The organism is Sinorhizobium sp. (assembly GCF_059070375.1).
On the sequence record NZ_JCACWC010000003.1, the window covers coordinates 456,635 to 478,743 of the forward strand.

Here is a 22,109-nt window from a genome sequence, read left to right on the forward strand (position 1 = left end):
AGCCGGTGCGGACCGCGATCAGAATTCTTCCCAGTTGTCCTGCGCGAGCGCATTGGCGCCGGATGTTTTGGCAAGCACCTTTTGAGTCGAATTCGAGTAGGCGGGACTGCGCGGCGCCTGGGCGGGACGGTTTTCCGCGGGGGCAGCCGCACGCATCCGCTCGGCCGTACCGCGCAGCATTTCGGCCGAGGCCTGGGTCTGAACGGCCTGCGGGGCGATCTGGAAACGGGCGACCAGCGCGCTTAAGGCGCGAGCCTCGTCGTTCAGCGCCATGCTGGCGGCGGTCGTCTCTTCCACCATGGCAGCGTTTTGCTGTGTCACCTGGTCCATCTGATTGACGGCGGAATTGATCTCCTTGAGGCCCACCGCCTGTTCCGAGGCGGAGCTTGAGATCTGGCGGATGAGCCCGTTGATCTGCACCACCTGCTCGGCGATCTTCTCGAGCGCGCCGCCTGCCTTGCCCACGAGGTCGACGCCCTCGCGAACCTGGCCCGCCGATGTATTGATCAGCGTCTTGATTTCCTTTGCGGCATTGGCAGAGCGCTGCGCGAGTTCGCGGACCTCCTGTGCGACGACCGCGAAGCCCTTGCCGGCATCGCCGGCGCGGGCGGCCTCGACCCCGGCATTGAGCGCCAGAAGGTTGGTCTGGAAGGCGATTTCATCGATGACGCCGATGATCCGGCTGACTTCATGCGACGACTGCTCGATGCCATTCATCGCGGCGATCGCCTTCTGCACCACCTCGCCGGACTGTTCCGCGTCGCTGCTTGCGACCTCGACGGATTTCGCGGCGACCTTGGCGTTTTCGGCGCTGGCGTTCACCTGCGAGGTCAGTTCGTCAAGGGCGGCCGCGGTCTCCTCGAGACTTGCTGCCTGCTGTTCCGTCCGATGCGACAGGTCGTTGGCGGCGCCTGAGATCTCGCTGGTGCCGCTGCCGATATTGACGACAGAGTGGTTGACGGTGCGGATCGTCTCTTCGAGGCTCTCCATCGTCGCGTTGAAATCGCGTTTCAGCTGGGCGTATTCGCCGGGGAAGTCGCCGGTAAGGCGGAAGGCGAGGTCGCCGGCGGAGAGATGCGACAGGGCCTTGCCGAGACGTGCGACGATGTCGCGCTGCAGAGCGCTGGCCTCGGTGCGTTCGTTTTCCGAACGTCCGCGTTCGAGTTCGGCCTGCTCTCTCTCGTGACGTGCCTCGCTTTCAAGCCGCCTGTTGTCGGCGAGCTGGTGACGGAAGCCCTCGAGAGACCTGGCGACGGCGCCTGTCTCGTCGGAGCGTTCCTGACCGGAAATCGGCCGGGTATATTCTCCGTTGCTGAGCGTCTCGACGTCGCCCACGAGGCCGGCAAGCGGCTTCTGGACGAAGCGGCGAACGGCGAAATAGAGGCCGGCGAGCACCGCGCCGAGGACCATCAGACCGCCGACGATCATCATATAGGTCTGATCGCGTACCGGCGCATTGATGGCTGAGCGCGGAACATCGACCAGAACCAGCCATTGCGCACTCACGTCGGGCAGGCTGAAAGGATAGACCACACGGTCGAAAGGCTCGTTACCGTCGTAAGTCAGGTTCTCGATCATGCGGGGCGTGCCGGCGGAAAGGGCGTCTTTCACCAACTCGGCGCCTTCGCCGTCATATTCCTTCATCAGCAGTTCGGGGATGGGTGCGGCGAGCCACTTGCCGCTCTGCGACAGCAGGTAGACCCGGCCGGAGCCGAAAGGCTTGACCGCCGAGAGACGGTCCGCGAGTGCGGCGAGCGAAATATCGACACCCGAAACGCCGATCATTCTGCCGTTCGACATGACGGGATAGGCGATCGACGTCATCGTGGTCGGGACATCGGTGCCCTCGGCGAGATATGGCTGCGTGATGGCGCCCTTGCCGCTTTTCGCCGCGAGGCCGTACCACTCGGCCGCATAATCGGCCTTGAACGTCGAGAGCTGGATATTTCCGTTGCGGTCCTTGGACCAATAGGGCGTGAACGCACCGTCGGCATTGCCGCCAAGCTCCGTGTTGTCGACGACGTCCTTCCCGTCATAGGCCTTGGGCTCTTCGGCGAACCAGCTGCCGAAGGCAAAGCTATGCTGCTCCAGGTTGGCCTTCAGGAGATTGATTGCGCCTGCACGGTCGGTGGACTGCCCGGCATGGCCGCGCCCGAGAACGCCCGACATGGTCCGCGCGGCGGCGGCAAGTTCGCCGACGCTTCCCGCGATGTCGGCCGCGATCGCCCGCGCTTCCGTCTTCGCGCCGTCGAAGACCAGCGTTTCGACACGATCCCGCGTCTGGGAGATAAGCACGTAATTCGACGCGAGCAGCACGAGGGCGATCGTGCCTCCCGTCACCGCGATCAATTTTGTCGCCAGCGATCTGGCTTGGAACTTGAACATGAAATCCTCACGCACTGAGAGGTCCGCAGGTGCTGAACCCGCGGCGCGACATATTCGGAACTGTGGGTGAAGCTCCCTCATGGAGCGCCAGATGCCGACCGGCATGGAGGAGCGGCCGAACCGGAGTTGGCCTTCTCGCTGACCTGATTAGACGATCAAAGATTAAAATACGGCCAACGCCGCACCTGATTCCGGGTTCAAGCGGCAGGATTTGCGCGTCGGCGTTGCCGGCGGGCGGCTTATCTCACGGTCTTCCGGCGCGTTTCAATGTTTCATGGAAACACTGAAACAGTCTGAACCTGTGCGCTTCCGGACGGAAAACGGTGGCACACTTTCCTGCAAGGTGCGCTAGAGCCGGGCGGCGACCTCGGCGGCAAGCGGTATCGAGGGCTGCGCGCCGGGCTTGAGGCAGGCCAGCGATCCCGCAACCGCGGCGCGGCGGAGCGCCTCGGAAAAGGCGAGGCCGGCGTCGAGGCCGGCGGCGAGATAGCCGCAGAAGGTATCTCCGGCACCGACCGTATCGACGGGCTCGATCGTGAGCCCCTTCGCGCGATGGAGTTCGCCTTCGTGAATCGCCACCACGCCCTCAGCGCCAAGCGTTACGATCACGGTCTGGCGGGTCTCGGCGTGCAGCCCCTTCATAGCCTCTTCCCGCTCGGCGCCGGCGATGCCCGCTTTGCCGGCGAGCAGCTCGAACTCGGTCTCGTTGGCAATGACGATATCGGCCATGCGGCCGAGGCGCGCCGCATCCGGCGTCAGCGGCGCGATGTTGATGATCGATCGGACGCCGCGCCGTTTTGCTTCGGAGAGTGCCTTCTCCACCGAGGCCGCTGGAATTTCGAGCTGGAGCATCAGCGTGTCGGCAGCAGACATTCTTGCAACAGCGTTCGCGGCGTCGTCCTCGCTCACGCGTGCATTGGCGCTGGCGACCACAACGATGACGTTTTCGCCGTCGCCGCCGACGATGATATGTGCCGTGCCGGTCGGCTCGCCGACGGTCTTCGTCAGATCGAGATCGGTGCCGGCCTCCTTGAGCAGCGCCAGCGCGCCCTCGGCGAAGGCGTCGGAGCCGACGGCACCTGCCATGCGCACCGAGGCGCCGGCGCGGCGTGCCGCGAGCGCCTGGTTTGCGCCCTTGCCGCCCGCCGCAGTGGAAAAGTCCATTCCGGCAACAGTTTCGCCGGGCTTCGGAAGGCGTGCGGTGGTGGCGATCAGATCCATGTTGATGGATCCAAAAACAGTGATCATGTGGAGGCGTCCCGTCGGCTTCTTTGTTTTTCGCCTGTCGTCATTCCAAACCGCTGCAGGGTTTCGGGCGACACACGCATTTGCCGGAGAGTGCCCGACGCCGTCAGTCCTCGTCAACCACTCTCAGCTTCAATTGCCCCATGCGCCCGTCCATCGGGCGCCCGCTACCGTCGCCCGGCTTTTCGCCGTGTCTCGGATCGGCCTCGGCCTGCAGCTCGAGCGCCTCGATCTTGGCGCCCCGACGGGTCAGCTTGTCCGAGGAGATCAGGATGTCCTCGACATCCTTCTGCGTCATGGCGAAATGGCCCTGGAGCTTGCGTACGCGCTCATCGAGACGCGAGAGGTCTTCCATCAGCCGTACGACTTCGCCCTGGATCAGGTGGGCCTGCTCACGCATGCGGGCGTCTTTCAGGATCGCCTGGATGACCTGGATCGAGAGGAGCAGGAGCGACGGAGAGACGATGACGATCCGCTGGCGGTGCGCCTTCTGGACGATCGCTTCGAAATGCTCATGGATTTCGGCGAAGATCAATTCGGAGGGAACGAAGAGGAAGGCCATATCCTGGGTCTCGCCCGGCAGGAGATATTTGCCGGAGATATCGCGGATATGCACCTCCATGTCGCGGCGGAAGGCCTGCGCGGCCTGTTGCCGCCGTTCGGCGCTCGCCGCGTCCCTCATGGAATTCCAGGCCTCGAGCGGAAACTTCGCGTCGATGACCAGCGGCGGCTGGCCGTTCGGCATGCGGATGGTGCAATCCGGCCGCGCGCCGTTGGAAAGCGTCGCCTGGAAGGCGAAGGCGCCCATCGGCAGGCCGTCCGCGACGATCGCCTCCATGCGCGACTGTCCGAAGGCGCCGCGCGTCTGCTTGTTGGCGAGGATGCTCTGCAGCCCGGCCATATCCTTGGCGAGCGACTGGATGTTGTTCTGCGCGTTGTCGATCACCGCGAGCCGCTCCTGGAGCCGCCGCAGATTTTCGTGCGTCGCCTTCGTCTGCTCGCTGATCGAGGCGCCGATGCGATGCGTCATTCCGTCGATGCGCTGGCTGAGCGACTGGTTCAGTTCCGCCTGCCGGGCGCCCAGCACCTCGGTCATGGCGGCGATCCGTCCCTGCATCTCCGTCTGCGCCGCGATGAGCGCCGACATTTGCTCTTCGCGGTCGATCGCGCGAGCCGAACGGGCGCGCCGCACCATAATGGCCGAGAACAGCACCACGAGAAGGGCGGCGGCTGTGACGAGGAGGCCGGCCGTGACGGGCAGGGCGCCGACGAGGAACAGCGGCTGATCGAAGGAAAAGGGGATGGGCTCCATGGCCGCAGACTAACAGATTCGCGTGCGAAAACCAGATCAAAACGAGAACATACATTTTCGCGTGCCGGTCGTTCCCACTTGGAGCGCCACGGGTTTGGCAATGGCAATTTTCTTGCGCGTCGAGGGAAAGATCGGCTATGGGGATCGACATGACGATCAAGCCGCTCATCATTCTTCCCGATCCGGTTCTGCGCCAGGTGTCGACACCGGTGGAGACCATTGACGCCGATATTCGCCGGCTCGCCGACGATATGCTGGAAACCATGTACGACGCGCCGGGCATCGGTCTCGCCGCGATACAGATCGGCGTGCCGAAGCGCCTCCTGGTTCTGGATGTGACGAAGGAGGGAGAGGAGAAACAGCCGCTCGTCTTCATCAATCCGAAGGTCGTCCGCTCGTCCGAGGAGCGTTCGGTCTATGAGGAAGGCTGCCTTTCGATCCCCGACTATTACGCCGAGGTCGAGCGACCCGCCGCGATCACGGTCGAGTATGTCGATCGCGAGGGCAAGGAACAGGCGGTCGAGGCCGAGGGCCTGCTCGCCACCTGCCTGCAGCACGAGATCGACCATCTGAACGGCGTCCTGTTCATCGATTACATCTCCAAGCTCAAGCGAGATATGGTGATTCGCAGGTTCACCAAGGCGGCCAAGACGCGCGGCGCAAAGGCGATCTGATCCGTTCATGTCTTAGGTCGACCCGGCCTGAAACATTGTGATCTAGCGTCGCGGCCGCGTTCGAGCTGGAGCCGCCCCGCTCACGGGCAATCGAAAGAGACGGAGGCCGCCACTTGCCGCTTCGCATCATCTTCATGGGCACGCCGGAATTTTCCGTACCGACGCTCCTGGCGCTCGCCGGGGCGGGTCACGAGATCGCCGCCGTCTATACGCAGCCGCCGCGGCCGGCCGGCCGGCGCGGCCTCGACCTCAAGAAATCCTCCGTGCATCAGGCTGCCGAGCGCCTCGGCATTCCGGTGTTGGCGCCCGTCAACTTCAAGGACGCCGCGGACCGTCAGACCTTCCGGGATTTCGGTGCGGACGTGGCGGTCGTCGTTGCCTACGGGCTGCTGCTGCCGGAGGAAATACTCTCCGGCACCCGCTTCGGCTGCTATAACGGCCATGCCTCGCTCCTGCCGCGCTGGCGGGGGGCGGCGCCGATCCAGCGGGCGGTCATGGCCGGCGACCGTGAGACCGGTATGATGGTGATGAAAATGGACAAGGGGCTCGATACCGGCCCCGTCGCTCTCGCGCAGTCGGTTCCGATCGACGAGACGATGACGGCCGGCGAATTGCACGACCGGCTGATGCAGGTCGGAGCGGTGCTGATGACGGAGGCCATGGCCAGGCTCGAGGCCGGCGAGCTTCCACTCGCGCCGCAGGCGCAAGAGGGCGTCGCCTATGCCGCCAAGATTTCGAAGGAAGAGACCCGCATCGATTTCTCCCGGCCGGCGGCCGACGTGCACAACCATATCCGCGGCCTCTCGCCTTTTCCCGGCGCCTGGTTCGAACTCGACATTGCCGGCCGCCACGAACGCGTCAAGGTGCTTGGCTCCGAGATGTCGGAAGGGAAAGGTGCTCCCGGAGAAGTGCTTGATAATACTCTCAGCATCGCCTGCGGAAAAGGCGCGGTGCGGATGACGAGATTGCAGCGTGCGGGCGGCAAGGCGCTCGCCTCGGCCGATTTCCTGCGCGGCACGCCCATCGCTGCCGGCGCGAGGATCGCCTGATGCCCCGCTATCGCCTGACCGTCGAATATGACGGTTCCGATTATGTCGGCTGGCAGAGGCAGGACAACGGTCCCTCGATCCAGGGCGCCATCGAGAAGGCGGTCCTGTCGCTCACCCGCGAGACGGTCTCGATCCGCGGCGCCGGGCGCACCGATTCCGGCGTTCATGCCAGGGGGCAGGTGGCGCATCTCGATCTCACGCGCGAGTGGAAGTCGTACACGCTGCAAAACGCCCTCAACGCGCATCTGGCGCTCGCCGGCGAACGGGTCTCGATCCTCGATGTCGCGGAAGCCCCCGGCGATTTCGATGCGCGTTTCTCTGCAATCCGCCGGCATTATCTCTATCGGATCGTTTCCCGCCGGTCGCCACTGGCGCTGGAGGCGCGGCGCGCCTGGTGGGTGCCGAAGCCGCTCGATCACGACGCCATGCACGAGGCGGCGCAGCGCCTCGTCGGCCATCACGATTTCACCACCTTCCGCTCGGCCCACTGCCAGGCGACGAGCCCCTTGCGCACGCTCGACCGGCTGGACGTGACCCGTGCGGGCGAGCTCATCGAAATCCGCGCCACGGCACAAAGCTTTCTCCACAACCAGATCCGTTCCTTCGCGGGCTCCCTGAAGCTCGTGGGCGAGGGCAAATGGACGCCGGATGACCTGCAGACCGCACTCGAAGCACGCGACCGCAAGGCGTGCGGCCCGGTCGCCCCGCCGGACGGGCTTTACTTCATGCGGGTGGATTACTAGCTGGAAACAGCAGCCCCTCATCCGGCCTGCCGGCCACCTTCTCCCCGCACGCGGGGCGAAGGGACAAGCGGCGCTCGCTCGGTTCACCTTTCACGCAAGCGGCTGCACGGAGCGCGAAGAGCATGCCGCTTGTCCCTTCTCCCCATCATATGGGGAGAAGGTGCCGGCAGGCGGATGAGGGGCTTTCACGAACGCCGCCGCTCAACCCGGCATCAAGCCGAGCAGGCGCTGCAGGAACTGCATGATCATCAGCGGTGACAGCAGAAAGATCGCGGCAAGGGCGGCGGCGAGCAGGTTCTGCTTGGCGGTAACGGTCCGCAAGAGGCGGAAGAGCAGCGCGGAGCTGGCGACAAGCAGCAGAAGCCACAACAGGGCTGCCATACCGGCGCTGCCGGGTATGACCAGCAGCAACGCGGCCGGTACCGCCATGGCATAGGTCAACGGGACCTGGAGCCAATTGGTCGTGACGATTACCGGCACCACCAGGGCGGAAAAGCCGAGCGGGCGCGAGAGGACGGCGATCAGCACGATCGGCAGCAGCCAGCTCACGAGATCGACGGCGAGAAGCTTCCCGAAGAAGCCGATGCCGACTGTCGTGCCGGTCGGCATCACCGAGAGATAATAGAGCCGCCACGAGGCCCAGCCCACGGCCAGCGCCGGCAGCGTCCACAGGATCGCCGTGAAGGAGCGCCACAACCCGCTCTCGCTGATGTCCAGCCAGCGATAGCCTTCGTGGTTGCCCTGGATCAGCAGCCACAGCCCCTTGATATAGACAAGGACTTCCTCAAGCAGCGGCATGACCGAACCAGCGGGCGATGAAGGTTTCGTAGATCCCGGTCAGGGTTTCGAGATCCGCAAGGGCGACGCGTTCGTCAACCATGTGCATGGTCTTGCCGACGAGGCCGAATTCGACGACCGGGCAATAGTCCTTGATGAAGCGCGCGTCCGATGTGCCGCCGGTGGTCGACAGCTGCGGCTGCCGCCCGGTGACGGCCTCCACGGCACCTGAAAGCGAATCGATGAGCGCGTTGTTGCGCGTCAGGAAGACGTGGCTCGGACGCTCGTTCCAGACGATCTCGTATCTGGCCGGAGCCCGCCCGGGCCTCAGCGCGCTATCGGCTGCTGCGCGGTCGAGACGCGCGACGATCTCCGCCATCAGGCTTTCGGCCGTCCAGCGGTCGTTGAACCGGATGTTGAAGGCGGCGCTCGCCCTCGCGGGAATGACGTTGACTGCGGAATTGCCGACGTCGATGGTCGTGACTTCGAGGTTCGAAGGCTGGAAATTTTCCGTTCCTTCGTCGAAGGGCGGATCCATCAGGGCCTTTGCGAGCTGCAGGATGCTGCGCACCGGATTGTCCGCAAGATGCGGATAGGCCGCGTGGCCCTGGACGCCGTGAACGGTGATCCGGCCGGAGAGCGACCCGCGCCGGCCGATCTTGATCATGTCGCCGATGCCGTCCGGATTGGTCGGCTCGCCGACGAGACAGGCGTCCCAGCGCTCGCCCCTCGCCGCCGCCCATTCGAGGAGCTTCACCGTGCCGTTGATCGCCGGGCCTTCCTCGTCGCCGGTGATGAGGAAGGAGATCGAGCCCTTAGGCGCGCCATGCTTCTCGATATGGCGGGCGACGGCCGCCACGAAACAGGCAATGCCGCCCTTCATGTCGACTGCGCCGCGTCCGTACATTTCACCTTCGGCGATCGCGGCGGAGAAGGGCGGTCGACTCCAGGCGGCCTCGTCGCCGACCGGCACCACATCGGTGTGACCGGCGAACATCAGATGCGGTCCGTCGCCCCCGATCCGGGCGTAAAGGTTTTCGATGTCGGGCGTTCCGGGTTCCTTCGCCACGACCCGGTCGACCTTGAAGCCGACCGGTGCCAGCATGGCTTCAAGAGTCGTCAGCGCGCCTCCCTCGGCGGGTGTGACGGAGGGGCAGCGAATGAGGGCAGCGAGATTGGAGACGGGATCGGTCGGGAACATGGAAGGTATGCCTGCGAAGCCGGTGGGCCAGAAAAGGTAGTCCGGGAACAGAGATTGCCGGTTTATCCGATCAGCCACTCGCTGTCACGTCCGATGAACCAAGCGGGTTTCCCGGGGCGCTGAAAAGAGAACGGGCCGGACAGATGTCCGGCCCGCCATCGACCCCGTTTTGGGAGGGCAGGAAAGGCTACTCGCCGGGGGCGAGATGCGGGGCTTCGATATGCGCTCCGGTGTGCTTCAGGGGCCTTTCGCCGGAAAGCTTGCGGATGAGCACATAGAAGACGGGCGTCATGAAGATGCCGAAGGCCGTGACGCCGATCATCCCGGCAAACACCGCCACACCCATGGCGGAGCGCATTTCCGCCCCGGCACCGGTGGAGGTGACGAGCGGCACGACGCCCATGATGAAGGCCATCGAGGTCATCAGGATCGGTCTGAGCCGGAGGCGGCTCGCCTCGATCGCGGCACTGACGGCATTGCTGCCGGACAGTTCCAGTTCGCGGGCGAATTCGACGATCAGGATCGCGTTCTTTGCCGACAGACCCACCAGAACGATGAGGCCGATCTGGGTGAAGACGTTGTTGTCGCCGCCGGTCAGCCAGACGCCCGTCAGCGCGGCCATGATGCCCATCGGCACGATCAGGATGATCGCGATCGGCAGCAGCAGGCTCTCATACTGGGCCGCAAGCACGAGATAGACGAGCAGCAGCGCCAGCGGAAAGACGAGGATGCCCGAATTGCCGGCGAGGATCTGCTGATAGGTCAGGTCCGTCCACTCGTACGAAATGCCGGGCGGCAGCGTCTCGGCCGCAATCCGCTCGATGGCCGCCTGCGCCTGGCCGGAGGAGAAGCCGGGTGCCGGTCCGCCATTGATGTCGGCGGCGAGGAAGCCGTTGTAGCGGATCGCCCGCTCGGCGCCGACCGTCTGCTCGACGTTGAGCAGGGCCGACAGCGGAATCATCTCGCCCGTCTGCGAACGCACCTTCAGCTTGCCGATGTCGTCGGCGTGGCTGCGATAGCTCGCATCGGCCTGGATGCGCACGCTGTAGGTGCGGCCGAACGCGTTGAAGTCGTTGACGTAGAGCGAGCCCAGATAGATCTGCAGCGTCTCGAACACGTCCGTGACCGCGACGCCGAGCTGGCGCGCCTTGGTGCGGTCGAGGTCGGCATAGAGCTGCGGCACGTTGATCTGGTAGCTCGAATAGAGCCCGGCGAGTTCGGGTGCCGCCATCGCCTTGGCGAGGACAGCCTTGGTCGCATCGTCAAGCGTCCGGTAGCCGAGGCCGTTCCTGTCTTCGATCTGCAGCTTGAAGCCGCCGGTCGTGCCGAGGCCCTGGACGGGCGGTGGCGGGAACATGGCGATGAAGGCATCCTGGATCGCCCCGAACTCCTGGTTCAATTGCATGGCGATGGCCCCGCCCGAAAGTTCGGGCGTCGTACGCTCCTCGAACGGCTTCAGCGACACGAAGACGATGCCGGAGTTGGACGAGTTGGTGAAGCCGTTTATCGACAGGCCCGGGAAGGCGATGGCGTGTTCGACGCCCGGGTGCTTGAGGGCGATCTCGCTCATGCGCCGGATGACGTCTTCCGAGCGATCGAGCGTCGCCGCGTCCGGAAGCTGCGCGAAACCGATGAGATATTGCTTGTCCTGGGCCGGCACGAAGCCGCCGGGCACCGCGCGGAAGAGCACGAAAGTGACCCCGAGGAGGACGACATAGACGCCCATGACCAGCGACTTGCGGGTAAGGATGCCGCCGACGCCGCGGCCATAGGCCTCCGAACTCGCTCCGAAGAAGCGGTTGAAGCCGCGGAAGAACCAGCCGAACAACCGATCCATGACCCGCGTCAGACGGTCCTTCGGGGCGTGGTGGTCCTTCAGGAGAAGGGCGGCGAGCGCCGGCGAGAGCGTCAGCGAGTTGAGGGCTGAAATCACCGTCGAGATCGCGATGGTCAGCGCGAACTGGCGGTAGAACTGGCCGGTGAGCCCGGTGATGAAGGCGAGCGGCACGAATACCGCGACGAGAACCAGCGCGATCGCGATGATCGGCCCAGACACCTCCTGCATGGCGCGATAGGTTGCCTGCACCGGCGAGAGACCCTGGGAGATATTTCGTTCGACGTTCTCGACGACGACGATGGCGTCGTCGACGACGATGCCGATCGCCAGCACCAGGCCGAAGAGGCTGAGCGCGTTGATCGAGAAGCCGAAGACATACATCACGGCGAAGGTACCGACGATCGAGACGGGCACGGCAACGAGCGGGATGATCGAGGCGCGCCAGGTCTGCAGGAAGACGATGACGACGACGACCACGAGCGCGATGGCTTCGAGCAGGGTGTGGATGACCGATTCGATCGACGCCCGGACGAACTGCGTCGTGTCGTAGACGATCTCGTAATCGACGCCATCCGGCATGGTCTGCTTCAGCTCGGCCATGACCTTGTGGACGTTTTCGGAGATCTGGATGGCGTTGGAGCCGGGCGCCTGAAACACGCCCATGCCGACGGCAGCCTTGTTGTCGAGAAGCGAGCGCAGCGAATAGTCCGCCGCCCCCATTTCGACGCGGGCGACGTCGCCGAGGCGCGTGATCTCCCCGCTATCGCCCGATTTGACGACGATGTCGGCAAAATCCTCGGGTGTCTTGAGGCGGCCCTGAGCGTTGACGGAGAGCTGCAGGTCGAGGCCGGGAACCGACGGCGAAGCGCCGATGACGCCGGCGGCTGCCTGGACGTTCTGTCCACGGACGGCATTGGCGATGTCGCTCGCTGCAAGCCCGCGCTCTGCGGCCTTTTCGGGGTCGATCCAGACGCGCATGGAATAGTCGCCGCCGCCGAATATCTGCACCTGGCCGACGCCGTCTACGCGCGCCAGCCGGTCCTTGACGTTCAGGACGCCGTAATTGCGCAGATAGTTGATGTCGTATTGCCCGTTGGGCGAAATCAGGTGCACGACGAGCGTCAGGTCGGGCGAGCTCTTGACGGTGGTGACGCCGAGCCGGCGCACCTCTTCCGGCAGCCGCGGCTCGGCCTGCGAGACGCGGTTCTGCACCAGCTGCTGAGCCTGGTCCGGGTCGGTTCCGAGCTCGAAGGTGACGGTCAGCGTCATCAGACCGTCGGCGGTCGCCTGGCTCTGCATGTAAAGCATGCCCTCGACGCCGTTGATCTGCTCTTCGAGCGGCGTAGCGACGGTTTCGGCGATGACAGCCGGGTTGGCGCCCGGATATTGCGCCCTGACCACGATCTGCGGAGGAACGACTTCCGGATATTCGGAAATCGGCAGGCCGGTCATGCCGATCAGGCCCGCGACGAAGATGATCACGGAGAGAACGCCCGCGAAGACCGGGCGGTCGACGAAGAAGCGTGAGAAATTCATGGCATCCCCCTTGGGAACTTCAGGCAAGCAGGGAGCGTCTGCGGCGAAAATGTTCGCTGCGAGCACCGGTGCATGCCGTAGGAATGTGTTGTGGGCGCCCTGCCTCTATGGTTCGGCAGGGCGCAGGCGCTTTATGGCTTGGCGATCGAGGCGGTAGCCTGTTCGGCCGGTTGCGGGGCAACCACGACTCCGGGGCGCACGCGCTGCAGGCCGTTGACCACGATGTTCTCACCCGGCTTCAGGCCGTTCTCCACGATCCGCAGACCGTCCGCGACGGGCCCGAGCGTGACCTGGCGGTACTCCACCTTGTTGTCGGCGCCGACGACCAGGACGAATTTCTTGTCCTGATCCGAGCTGATGGCGCGGTCGCTGATCACCAGCTTTTCCTCGGGCTGCGGATCGCCGATCCGGATTCGCACGAACTGGCCCGGGATCAGGCGGCCGTCGGCATTGGCGAGTTCCGCCCGAAGGCGAATCGTGCCGGTTGCCGCGTCCACCTCGTTGTTGATGAGCTGGATATGGCCGGTGATCGGCGTTCCCTCGTCGGCGGAAGTGCCGACCTCGACGGGAATGCGTTCGATCGCCTCGGTCCTTGCCGCCGAGGCGGAAAGCTTCGCCAGGGCTGCCGCCACGACCTCTTCGCTGGCATTGAAGCTGGCATAGATCGGGTCGACGGATACGAGCGTGGTCAGCACCGGCGAGGCGGAGCCGGCGGAGACCAGATTGCCCGCCGTCACGTTGAGCCTGCCGACGCGGCCGCTGATCGGCGCACGCACTTCGGTATATTCCAGATCGAGTCTGGCGGTCTGGAGGGCGGCCTTCGCCGAGCGGAGGTTCGCCCGCGCCTCGTCGTAGACGCTGAGCCTCTGGTCGACCCCGCTCTGCGGGATAGCGTTGGTGGTCACCAGTTTGCGGCCGCGTTCGAGTTCGGTCTTGGCGAGCGCGACACGGGCCTCGGCTGCGGCGACCTGAGCCTCGGCGCGCTCGACTGCTGCGGCAAAGGGTTCGGGGTCGATCGTCACGAGCAGATCGCCTTTCCGGACCAGCGCGCCTTCACGGAAATGGGCGCTCAGGATCGCGCCGCCGACGCGGGGACGGATCTCGACGCGCTCGATCGCTTCGAGCCGGCCGGAGAAGCTCTCCCAGGTCGTGATGCGGCGCGATTCGGCCTTGGCGACGGAAACCGGAACGGCCGGCGGGGTCGCTGCTGCTGCGGGCGCTTCGGTCGCGGCATCCGCCTGGAAACGCTGGGGCAGCCCGAAGAAGACGGCTGCGCCGCCGCCGACGGACAAAAGGATGCTCAAGCCGGCGCCCCACAGGACCCGGCGGGTTACTGTCGATGTCATGTTTTCTCCTTGCCGGTTGGGAGCCCGGCTCTGTGCTTACTGTCTTATTTGTTACTCTTTGGCCGGCTTCGCTCCCGCCTGCTTGAAAAAGCGGGAAAAGATGCCGGATAGGATTTCTTCATGCGATGGCAAGATTTCCTGCGCCGCACCGCCGACAGGCAGCCATGAGGCACGCCCCGGCAGCACATGCGTTTCCACCGGAACGCCGGCCTTGCGGAGACGCTCGGCATAGGCTTCGGCCTCGTCGCGCATCGGACACTCCTCGCTGGTGACGACGAGGGCCGGAACGAGACCGCCGAGCCGGCTGCAATGGCCCGGCGCCGCATAGGGATGCGTGAGCCCGCTGCGCTCGCCGAGATATTGTTGCCAGCCTTCGGCGATCGATTGCACCGAACTCTGCGGACAGAACTTGCGAAACGAAGCCGTTGCCAGGCATGGGTCGAGCAGCGGCGACAGCAGGATCTGGCCTTTGAGGTCGGTCAGAAACTGATCGCGCGCCATCAGCGCCAGGCCGGCCGCGAGATTGCCGCCCGCCTCTTCGCCGGCGACGAACAGCATCGACTTCTTGTGCGCGAACTGCGGACAGCGGCTGCGCATCGACGAAAGCATCGCATAGGCGCAGTCGAGTGCCGCCGGAAACGGGTTCATGCAAGCCGAAGGATATTCCGGCGAGATGACGACCGCGCCCGCGGCCGCCAGGGAATTGGCCACGTTTTCGCCCGCCGCGATCGAATCGTCGACGAAGCCGCCGCCATGGAGATGCAGTACGATCGGCGGCGGCGCGAGCAGCGATGCGCCGCGGTAGACACGGGCGCGGCACGAGCCTTTGCTCGTCTGCATCGTCTCTTCCGTAAATTGCGCGTTCATCTCTCTTGTCTCCGCCACGGGTGAATCCCTAGATGAGGGACAACTCGCGATGTTTGCAGCATATCATTGTCTTTCGTCTGGAATAGTCCGCGGGTTGTGATTACACTATTCGGTATTTCGAACAATTCGGTTATTGAAAATGGACCAACTCACGGCCATGCGCGCCTTTCTTCGGGTTGTGGAGACCGGCAATTTTACCCGTGCCTCCGCCTCCCTCAACATGCCGAAGGCGACCGTCACCAATCTCATCCAGGGACTGGAGGCGCATTTGCGCACGAAACTGCTCAATCGTACCACGCGGCGCGTCCTGGTGACGCCGGACGGTGCGCTTTATTACGAACGCGCCGCACGGCTGCTTTCCGACCTCGACGAACTGGACGGCAGCCTCTCGACGGCCCAGAGCCTGCCGAAGGGGCGGCTGAGAGTCGAGACGGCAAGCGCCTTCGCCAATCTGGTAATCATTCCGGCGCTGCCCGAGTTCCACGAGAAGTACCCTGATATCCAGATCGATCTCGGGGTTTCCGACCGAACGATCGACTATCTCGCGGAGAACGTCGATTGCGCCATACGTGCCGGTACCCTGACGGATCAGTCGCTGATCGCCAGGCGCATCACGGAGATGAAGTTCGTCGCCTGCGCCTCGCGGGATTTTCTCGAGCGGCACCCGGTGCCGCAGCACCCTTCCGATCTGGAGAAGAATTGCTACGTGGTCGGCTATTTTCTGCCGAAGACCGGTCAGCAGATGCCGTTCCATTTCCGGCGCGGCAACGAGGAGATCGAGGTCAGTGGGCGCTATACGGTGGCTGCGAACGAATCGACCACCTATCTTGCCGCCGCCCGGGCGGGATTGGGCGTCATCCAGGCGCCGCTCTTCATGGTGCGCGAGGACCTTCGCAGCGGGACGATGGTTCCGGTTCTGCCCGAATGGCAGGTCGAGCCGATGCCGATCTATCTCGTCTATCCGCCGAACCGTCATTTGAGCAGCCGTTTGCGCGTTTTCGCCGATTGGGTCGTGAAGGTCATGGCGCAGTCGCAGAACGGGGAGTGACGACCCGTTCTCACCTGTTCGTCTGCGCGTCGTAGCGCTCGCGCGCGGCGTCGAGCTTCCCGAAATGCGTCTCCGCCCAGCGGTCGAGCACGACCAGCGCGTCGCTCAGCGAGCGGCCCACCTCGCTCAGCCGATATTCGACATGCGGCGGCACGGTCCCCTTGTCCTCGCGGATCACCAGCCCGTTTCGCTCCAGTTCCTTCAGCGTCTGCGTCAGCATCTTCTGCGAGACGTCGCCGAGCCTGCGCATGAGCGCGGCGTTGCGCATCGGGCCGGACTCCAGCGCGGAGATGATCAGCATCGCCCATTTGCTGGCCACGAGCTCCAGCGCGTGACGCGAGGAACATGTCGGATCGAAAACACTGGGCGTCGATTGCATGGCGGTCGGGGGCGTGGAAGCCGGGTTCGCAGACATTTTGACGGTTACCAAAAGGTGCGTAATTGCACTTCAGTGCCCATGCTACAAGATTGACGCCAGAGTTCAAATCATTGGAGAACAGGAATGGCGTGGATCATGCTTGTGGCGGCGAGCGCCGTCGAGATCGTCATGGGGCTTGCGCTCAAATATGCAGACGGCTGGACCCGGCCGGTTCCCAGCATCATCGGCGTGGGCGCAGCATTGGGCAGTGTCTATCTGCTCACCATCGCGATGCGCGACCTGCCTGCCGGCACGGCCTATGCCGCATGGACCGGCATCGGTGCGGTCGGCATCACCGTGCTGGGCATGGTTCTCTTCGGCGATCCGGTGTCCTGGCTCAGGCTTGCCTGCATTGCCATGATCATCGTCGCCGTCGCAGGTCTGCGCTTCCTGGAGGCCTGATCCGTAGGGGGGGTCATCTCAAGGTTCCCGCCGCGATGCCGATCACCCGGCGGGAAATGCCATCTCAAGGCTGGCGCTTCTTGGCGTTGTTGCGCTTGGCACCAGGCTTGAAGTCGCCGGTTTTCTGCGCTTCGGGCTTGCCCTTCTTCTTGCTCCAGGGCTTCGCGCCTCGGCTGTCCGGATGCGCATCCTGCGCGACGGGAGGCTGCTTGTCGAACTTGCGCTTCGGCTTGAAGTCCTTGTGCTCGCGCTCCGATGCGGCCGCCGGCGGCCGCTTCCTCTCGAAGTCCGGCTTGTCCTGCCGCGGCCGGGAGGTGTCCGGGGCACCGGGAAGGGTTTTGACGCGAATACCCTTTTCCAGCAGCCGGTTCGGGCCGATCGCGGCAAGAAGGCGTTCTGCGCCGTCGGCCGTCATCTCGACATAGGTTTCCTCGGGCTGCATGCGGATCGCGCCGATATCGCGCTTGCTCAGCTTGCCGTAACGGCAAAGCATCGGGATCAGCCAACGGGGCTCGGCGTTCTGCTTGCGCCCGACGGAGAGGGAAAACCACTGGCCGTCGGCGAAGTCGGCTCGCGGAGCCGGGTCGCTGTCGGCCGTGAAAGCCGGGCCGTCGCGACGCGGTTTCCTGCGATCGTCGTAGACGGCGACCTCCACGAGCTCCTCCGGAGCGGAACGGTTCGAGCGGAACTGCCGGACGAAGGCCGCGGCGATCTTTTCCGCCCCGTACCGGCTGATCAGCGTCTCGACGATCGCCTGTTCATCCTCGCGCGGCGCTTCGGCAAGGGCTGGATCGGCGGCGATGCGCTCGTCGTCGCGGCGTGCCACCTCGTCGGCCGACGGGGGCTTTGCCCAGGCGGCGGTAATCCGTGCGTTTTCAAGCAGCCGCTCGGCCTTGCGGCGGGCATTCACGGGCACGATCAGCGCGCTCACGCCTTTCTGGCCGGCGCGACCGGTCCGGCCGCTGCGATGCAGCAGCGTGTCGGAGTTGGTCGGCAGGTCGGCATGGATCACGAGCTCGAGGCCCGGAAGGTCGATCCCGCGCGCCGCAACGTCGGTCGCGATGCACACGCGGGCGCGGCCGTCGCGCATGGCCTGCAGTGCGTGGGTGCGTTCGTTCTGGCTGAGCTCGCCGGAGAGCGCCACGACCGAAAAGCCGCGATTGTTGAAGCGGGCGGTCAGATGGTTGACCGCGGCGCGCGTCGAGCAGAAGACGATCGCATTCCTCGCTTCGTAAAAGCGCAGCACGTTGATAATGGCATTCTCACGGTCGCTCGGCGCCACGAGCAGCGAGCGGTACTCGATGTCGCCATGCTGCTTCTGCTCGGAGGTGACGCCTATGCGGACGGCGTCGCGCTGGTAATTCTTGGCGAGCGTCGCGATCGAGCGCGGCACGGTGGCAGAGAACATCAGCGTGCGGCGATCCGCCGGCGACGCCTCGAGAATGAACTCCAGGTCCTCGCGGAAACCGAGGTCCAGCATCTCGTCGGCCTCGTCGAGTACGACGGCCTTCAGTCCCGATATATCGAGCGATCCACGGCGGATATGGTCGCAAAGCCGCCCCGGCGTGCCGACGACGATATGGGCGCCGCGTTCCAGCGTGCGCCGTTCGCTGCGCATGTCCATGCCGCCCACGCAGGAGGCGATGGTGGCCCCCGCCATCTCGTAAAGCCAGTCGAGCTCACGCATGACCTGCAGCGCCAATTCGCGCGTCGGCGCGATGACGAGTGCAAGCGGTGCGCCGGCCTGCGCGAATTTCCTCGCCGAACCGATGAGCGTCGGCGCCAGTGCGAGGCCGAAGGCCACGGTCTTGCCGGAGCCGGTCTGGGCGGAGACGAGCGCGTCGGCGGTGCCGAGCGACGGATCCAGCATGGCTTGCTGAACCGGCGTCAGCGTCTCGTAACCGCGTTTTGCCAACGCCTCGGCGATCGCCGGCGCGATCCCTGCGAATTCTGTCATGTCTCTTCTTTCGGATTTCGGTTGTCGTCGGCGGAAGAGCGGACCTCGGTGCAGGCCGTCATCAGGCGTCGATTGCCGCGGCCAACGTGGTCGCGGCCCTATTCAGTTGCCGCGCTACATACTTGGTGAGCGTTGAAATGTACAGGGCGGAATCAATCTCCGGCCGGCGCGTTGCGGCGGCTGCCATACTCGTTTGCCCTGTTTGCGCCCGGCCAGAGGCAGAGACCGATGAAAACGATCGGGCTCAGAACCGGGATGAAGAGGCAGAGCGCCAGCGGACCGGGATAGCCGATATCGTGCAGGCGCTTGATCGCCAGCATGGCGATGGAGACGGTCGAAAGCACGCCGGAGAGGATCAGAGCCAGCGTCGAGAACGCGAGCGCCGCGTCGTCCACCTCGTTCTTCATCACCTGCGCCAGGAAGATGGAGCCGACGGCGAACCAGAAGAGCCAGGCGAGGAGAAAAGGCAGGCGGCCGATACGGCCGGAGGGGCTGAAGAACAGCCACGTCATGCTCGGCTGCCGCCCCTCCTTGGCCATCGTCAGTCCCGGAGCAGTTCGTTGATACCGGTCTTGGAGCGGGTCTTCTCGTCGACCCGCTTGACGATCACGGCGCAATAGAGGTTCGGCGCCGGCTGCCCATTGGCCATGGTGGAGCCGGAGGCCATGGAGCCGGCGACGACGACGGAGTAGGGCGGCACTTCGCCATACATCACCTCGCCCGTCGCACGGTCGACGATTTTCGTCGACTTGCCGATGAAGACGCCCATGCCGAGCACCGAACCTTCGCGGACGATGCAGCCTTCGACCACCTCGGAGCGGGCGCCGATGAAGCAATTGTCCTCGATGATGGTCGGCCCGGCCTGCATGGGCTCCAACACGCCGCCGATGCCGACGCCGCCGGAAAGATGCACGTTCTTGCCGATCTGCGCGCAGGAGCCGACGGTCGCCCAGGTGTCGACCATCGTACCCTCGCCGACATAGGCGCCGAGATTGACGAAGGAGGGCATCAGCACCGCATTCGGTGCGATATAGGCGGAGCGGCGGACCACGCAGTTCGGAACGGCGCGGAACCCGGCCTTCTCGAATTCGTTGACGCTCCAGCCGTCGAATTTGGAGGGGACCTTGTCCCACCAGACGGCTTCACCCGGGCCGCCCTTGACGAGTTCCATCGGATTGAGGCGGAAGGAGAGGAGCACCGCCTTCTTGAGCCACTGGTTGACCGTCCAGGTGCCGTCCTCACCCCGTTGCGCGACGCGTACCTTGCCGCTGTCGAGCAGGTTCAGCGCCGTTTCCACGGCGTCGCGAACCGCGCCGCGGGTGCCGGTGTTGACGGCGTCGCGCCCTTCGAAAGCGGTCTCGATCGTCTGCGACAGGGAGGCGAGGTCGTGGTTCGTCATCGGAATTCCTTCGAGTTCGGCGTTGTGCTGCAAGCTCTACTGCATAATTCCCCGAATCGGAACCAGCTTCACGGATTATGCAGCGATTCAAGATGTCGCGCGGCTTCGCCGAAACCTCGCGCCGATGGAGCATGATCCTCAAAAAGTTGAAGGCCTTTTCGGCTCGCGCTCCTCAACGGGACTTGGCAAGTCTCGACTAATCCGGCAGTAGGGACGCCTCTATGACCGAGAAAGACCCGAAGGGACGCGTCCGGACGAGGTCTCGGGTGTTCGAAACGCGACGGGAAACGAAACATGGCACGCATGAAGAAGCGGACTCTGCGCCGCAAGGATGGGGTCTGGGATCCGCTGGCAGACAGCTCCCAGAGCAGGCAACGTGCATCGAGCGTGCCTTTGACGCCGCAATCGGCTTCGCCCACCTATCGTCTCGCCTATATCGACGACGATTTCCTGTGTCGTGAGGAACTGAGGCCCGTCCGCCTGCAGCTCGAGCTCCTGAAGACCGAGATGATGCTCGAGGAGCGCGGTATCAACTCCACCGTGGTGATGTTCGGCGGGGCGCGCATTCCGGAGCCCGGCGGCGAAGCCTGGGCCGCCAAGAACGACATCCAGCGCAAGAATCTCGAGGCTGCGTCGGTCTATTATGACGAGGCGCGCAAGTTCGCGCGATTGTGCTCGGAGCAGTCGGCAAAGCTCGATTACAAGGAATATGTGGTGGTCACGGGCGGCGGTCCCGGCGTCATGGAGGCGGGAAACCGCGGCGCAGCCGACGTCGGCGCACCTTCGATCGGCCTGAACATCGTGCTTCCGCACGAGCAGGCGCCGAACCAGTTCGTCACGCCGGACCTGTCCTTCAATTTCCACTATTTCGCCATCCGCAAGATGCATTTCCTGCTGCGCGCCAAGGCGGTCACGGTCTTTCCCGGCGGCTTCGGCACGCTCGACGAGTTGTTCGAAACCATGACGCTGATGCAGACCGGCCGGCTTGCCCTGGTGCCGCTCATCCTGTTCGGCGAGAAGTTCTGGCGCAGCATCATCAATTTCGAGGCGCTGGCCGAGTTCGGAACCATCGCGCCCAACGACATCGACCTGTTGCACTTCGTGGAGACGGCCGAAGAGGCATGGGAGATCATTGCCGGGTTTTACGAGAAGGTCGACCCCCGCTCGGTCCCGATGGCGTCCGGACGGCGGTAGTTACGCGGTCGAAACCACACCGCGCAGGAAAGCCGCCAGATCTTCCGTGACGTAGTCGATCTGATCGTCCGCGTCGCTCGACGTTTCCCAGGCCTCGGCAAATTCGTATTCGAGATTGCGCGGCACGAGCAGCACGGTCTTCATGCCGAGCGCCTTCGGGACGACCAGATTGCGCGGCAGATCCTCGAACATGACCGCATTCGCCGTGTCGATGCGGTGAAGGCCCATGAACTTGTCGTAGGTGTCGCCGGCGGGCTTCGGTATGAAGCCGGCGGCGACGATGTCGAAGATATCGTTGAAATGGTCCAGGATGCCGAGCGCCCGCGCGGTCATCTCCGCATGGGCGACGCTGCCGTTGGTAAAGATGAACTTGCGTCCGGGCAGCGCCTTGATCGCCTCGCCGAGCGCCGGGTCGGCCGGCACCACGCTGTAGTCGATGGCGTGGGCTCTTTCGAGGAAATCGTTGGGGTCGATGCCGTGATGAAGCATCAGGCCCTGAAGCGTGGTGCCGTGGTCGCGGTAGTATTCCTTCTGCAGCTTCTTCGCCTCCGCAGGCTCCAGCGACAGGAGTTCGGCAACATAGGCCGTCATGTTGCGGTCGATCTGTGAGAACAGATTGACGTGATGCGGATAGAGCGTGTTGTCGAGGTCGAAGACCCAGTCGGTGACATGGGCGAATTCGGCGTGGGTCGGCAGGCGGTCGAGCTTCTTCATGGCGG

Annotated in this window: 19 protein-coding genes; 6 read left to right on the forward strand and 13 right to left on the reverse strand. The window is 64.5% G+C overall.

Annotated features, from left to right (window positions below; all coding sequences use genetic code 11):
* Positions 1–18: 18 nt before the first annotated feature.
* The 3 genes from AC5J09_RS14240 to AC5J09_RS14250 form a co-directional block, all read right to left on the reverse strand.
* Positions 19–2,385: a methyl-accepting chemotaxis protein gene (locus AC5J09_RS14240; protein WP_494297861.1), complete on the reverse strand. Its 2,367-nt coding sequence runs from the start codon at positions 2,383–2,385 to the stop codon at positions 19–21.
* A gap of 348 nt (positions 2,386–2,733) precedes the next feature.
* Positions 2,734–3,633: a ribokinase gene (locus AC5J09_RS14245; protein ID WP_494297862.1), complete on the reverse strand. Its 900-nt coding sequence runs from the start codon at positions 3,631–3,633 to the stop codon at positions 2,734–2,736.
* A 103-nt stretch (positions 3,634–3,736) separates the two neighbouring features.
* Positions 3,737–4,942: a DNA recombination protein RmuC gene (locus AC5J09_RS14250; RefSeq protein WP_494297863.1), complete on the reverse strand. Its 1,206-nt coding sequence runs from the start codon at positions 4,940–4,942 to the stop codon at positions 3,737–3,739.
* A 149-nt stretch (positions 4,943–5,091) separates the two neighbouring features.
* Here AC5J09_RS14250 and def point away from each other — a divergent pair, with 149 nt between their 5' ends.
* The 3 genes from def (at position 5,092) to truA (ending at position 7,408) form a co-directional block, all read left to right on the forward strand.
* Entirely contained in the window at positions 5,092–5,616 is a 525-nt protein-coding gene (def, locus tag AC5J09_RS14255; RefSeq protein WP_003527648.1) for a peptide deformylase, read from the forward strand.
* A 113-nt stretch (positions 5,617–5,729) separates the two neighbouring features.
* Positions 5,730–6,665, forward strand: a complete 936-nt coding sequence (gene fmt, locus AC5J09_RS14260; RefSeq protein WP_100669746.1) for a methionyl-tRNA formyltransferase — start codon at positions 5,730–5,732, stop codon at positions 6,663–6,665.
* Positions 6,665–7,408, forward strand: a complete 744-nt coding sequence (truA, locus tag AC5J09_RS14265) for a tRNA pseudouridine(38-40) synthase TruA (protein WP_018094023.1) — start codon at positions 6,665–6,667, stop codon at positions 7,406–7,408. The genes fmt and truA overlap by 1 nt, the downstream gene beginning before the upstream one ends.
* Before the next feature lie 201 nt (positions 7,409–7,609).
* Here the strand turns inward: truA and AC5J09_RS14270 are convergent, their stop codons facing one another.
* From AC5J09_RS14270 to AC5J09_RS14290, 5 genes are all read right to left on the reverse strand, one after another.
* On the reverse strand, positions 7,610–8,206 hold the full coding sequence (locus AC5J09_RS14270; protein ID WP_100669745.1) for a hypothetical protein: 597 nt from the start codon (positions 8,204–8,206) through the stop codon (positions 7,610–7,612).
* Positions 8,193–9,386 (reverse strand): succinyl-diaminopimelate desuccinylase, encoded by a 1,194-nt coding sequence (dapE, locus tag AC5J09_RS14275; protein ID WP_100669744.1) that lies wholly within the window; start codon positions 9,384–9,386, stop codon positions 8,193–8,195. The genes AC5J09_RS14270 and dapE overlap by 14 nt, the downstream gene beginning before the upstream one ends.
* A gap of 187 nt (positions 9,387–9,573) precedes the next feature.
* Positions 9,574–12,759 (reverse strand): efflux RND transporter permease subunit, encoded by a 3,186-nt coding sequence (locus tag AC5J09_RS14280; protein ID WP_100669743.1) that lies wholly within the window; start codon positions 12,757–12,759, stop codon positions 9,574–9,576.
* A gap of 131 nt (positions 12,760–12,890) precedes the next feature.
* On the reverse strand, positions 12,891–14,105 hold the full coding sequence (locus AC5J09_RS14285) for an efflux RND transporter periplasmic adaptor subunit (RefSeq protein WP_018094027.1): 1,215 nt from the start codon (positions 14,103–14,105) through the stop codon (positions 12,891–12,893).
* Positions 14,106–14,156: 51 nt separating this feature from the next.
* Complete coding sequence (locus AC5J09_RS14290; protein ID WP_100669742.1) at positions 14,157–14,972, reverse strand: alpha/beta hydrolase; 816 nt, start codon at positions 14,970–14,972, stop codon at positions 14,157–14,159.
* A 139-nt stretch (positions 14,973–15,111) separates the two neighbouring features.
* Between AC5J09_RS14290 and AC5J09_RS14295 the strand changes: the two genes are divergently transcribed.
* A complete protein-coding gene (locus AC5J09_RS14295; protein ID WP_437407929.1) occupies positions 15,112–16,020 on the forward strand; it encodes a LysR family transcriptional regulator in 909 nt (302 codons plus the stop codon).
* A 10-nt stretch (positions 16,021–16,030) separates the two neighbouring features.
* On the opposite strand, the gene AC5J09_RS14300 is transcribed toward AC5J09_RS14295, so the two are convergent.
* Entirely contained in the window at positions 16,031–16,435 is a 405-nt protein-coding gene (locus AC5J09_RS14300; protein ID WP_494297864.1) for a winged helix-turn-helix transcriptional regulator, read from the reverse strand.
* A gap of 87 nt (positions 16,436–16,522) precedes the next feature.
* Between AC5J09_RS14300 and AC5J09_RS14305 the strand changes: the two genes are divergently transcribed.
* Positions 16,523–16,840: a DMT family transporter gene (locus AC5J09_RS14305; protein ID WP_018094031.1), complete on the forward strand. Its 318-nt coding sequence runs from the start codon at positions 16,523–16,525 to the stop codon at positions 16,838–16,840.
* Between the two features lie 64 nt (positions 16,841–16,904).
* Here AC5J09_RS14305 and AC5J09_RS14310 read toward each other — a convergent pair whose 3' ends face one another.
* The 3 genes from AC5J09_RS14310 to dapD all read right to left on the reverse strand — a co-directional run bounded on the left by AC5J09_RS14310 (position 16,905) and on the right by dapD (position 20,196).
* Positions 16,905–18,797: a DEAD/DEAH box helicase gene (locus AC5J09_RS14310; protein ID WP_494297865.1), complete on the reverse strand. Its 1,893-nt coding sequence runs from the start codon at positions 18,795–18,797 to the stop codon at positions 16,905–16,907.
* Positions 18,798–18,949: 152 nt separating this feature from the next.
* The gene (locus AC5J09_RS14315) at positions 18,950–19,336 is read right to left on the reverse strand and encodes a DUF805 domain-containing protein (RefSeq protein ID WP_494297866.1); all 387 of its coding nucleotides are present in this window, start codon (positions 19,334–19,336) and stop codon (positions 18,950–18,952) included.
* Between the two features lie 2 nt (positions 19,337–19,338).
* Positions 19,339–20,196 carry a 2,3,4,5-tetrahydropyridine-2,6-dicarboxylate N-succinyltransferase gene (gene dapD / locus AC5J09_RS14320; protein ID WP_026168518.1) on the reverse strand — a complete coding sequence of 286 codons (858 nt, stop codon included), beginning with the start codon at positions 20,194–20,196 and terminating at the stop codon, positions 19,339–19,341.
* Positions 20,197–20,490: 294 nt separating this feature from the next.
* On the opposite strand from dapD, the gene AC5J09_RS14325 reads away from it, so the two are divergent.
* Positions 20,491–21,390 carry an LOG family protein gene (locus tag AC5J09_RS14325; RefSeq protein WP_100669738.1) on the forward strand — a complete coding sequence of 300 codons (900 nt, stop codon included), beginning with the start codon at positions 20,491–20,493 and terminating at the stop codon, positions 21,388–21,390.
* On the opposite strand, the gene AC5J09_RS14330 is transcribed toward AC5J09_RS14325, so the two are convergent.
* On the reverse strand, positions 21,391–22,104 hold the full coding sequence (locus AC5J09_RS14330) for a pyrimidine 5'-nucleotidase (RefSeq protein WP_100669737.1): 714 nt from the start codon (positions 22,102–22,104) through the stop codon (positions 21,391–21,393).
* Positions 22,105–22,109 lie beyond the last annotated feature (5 nt).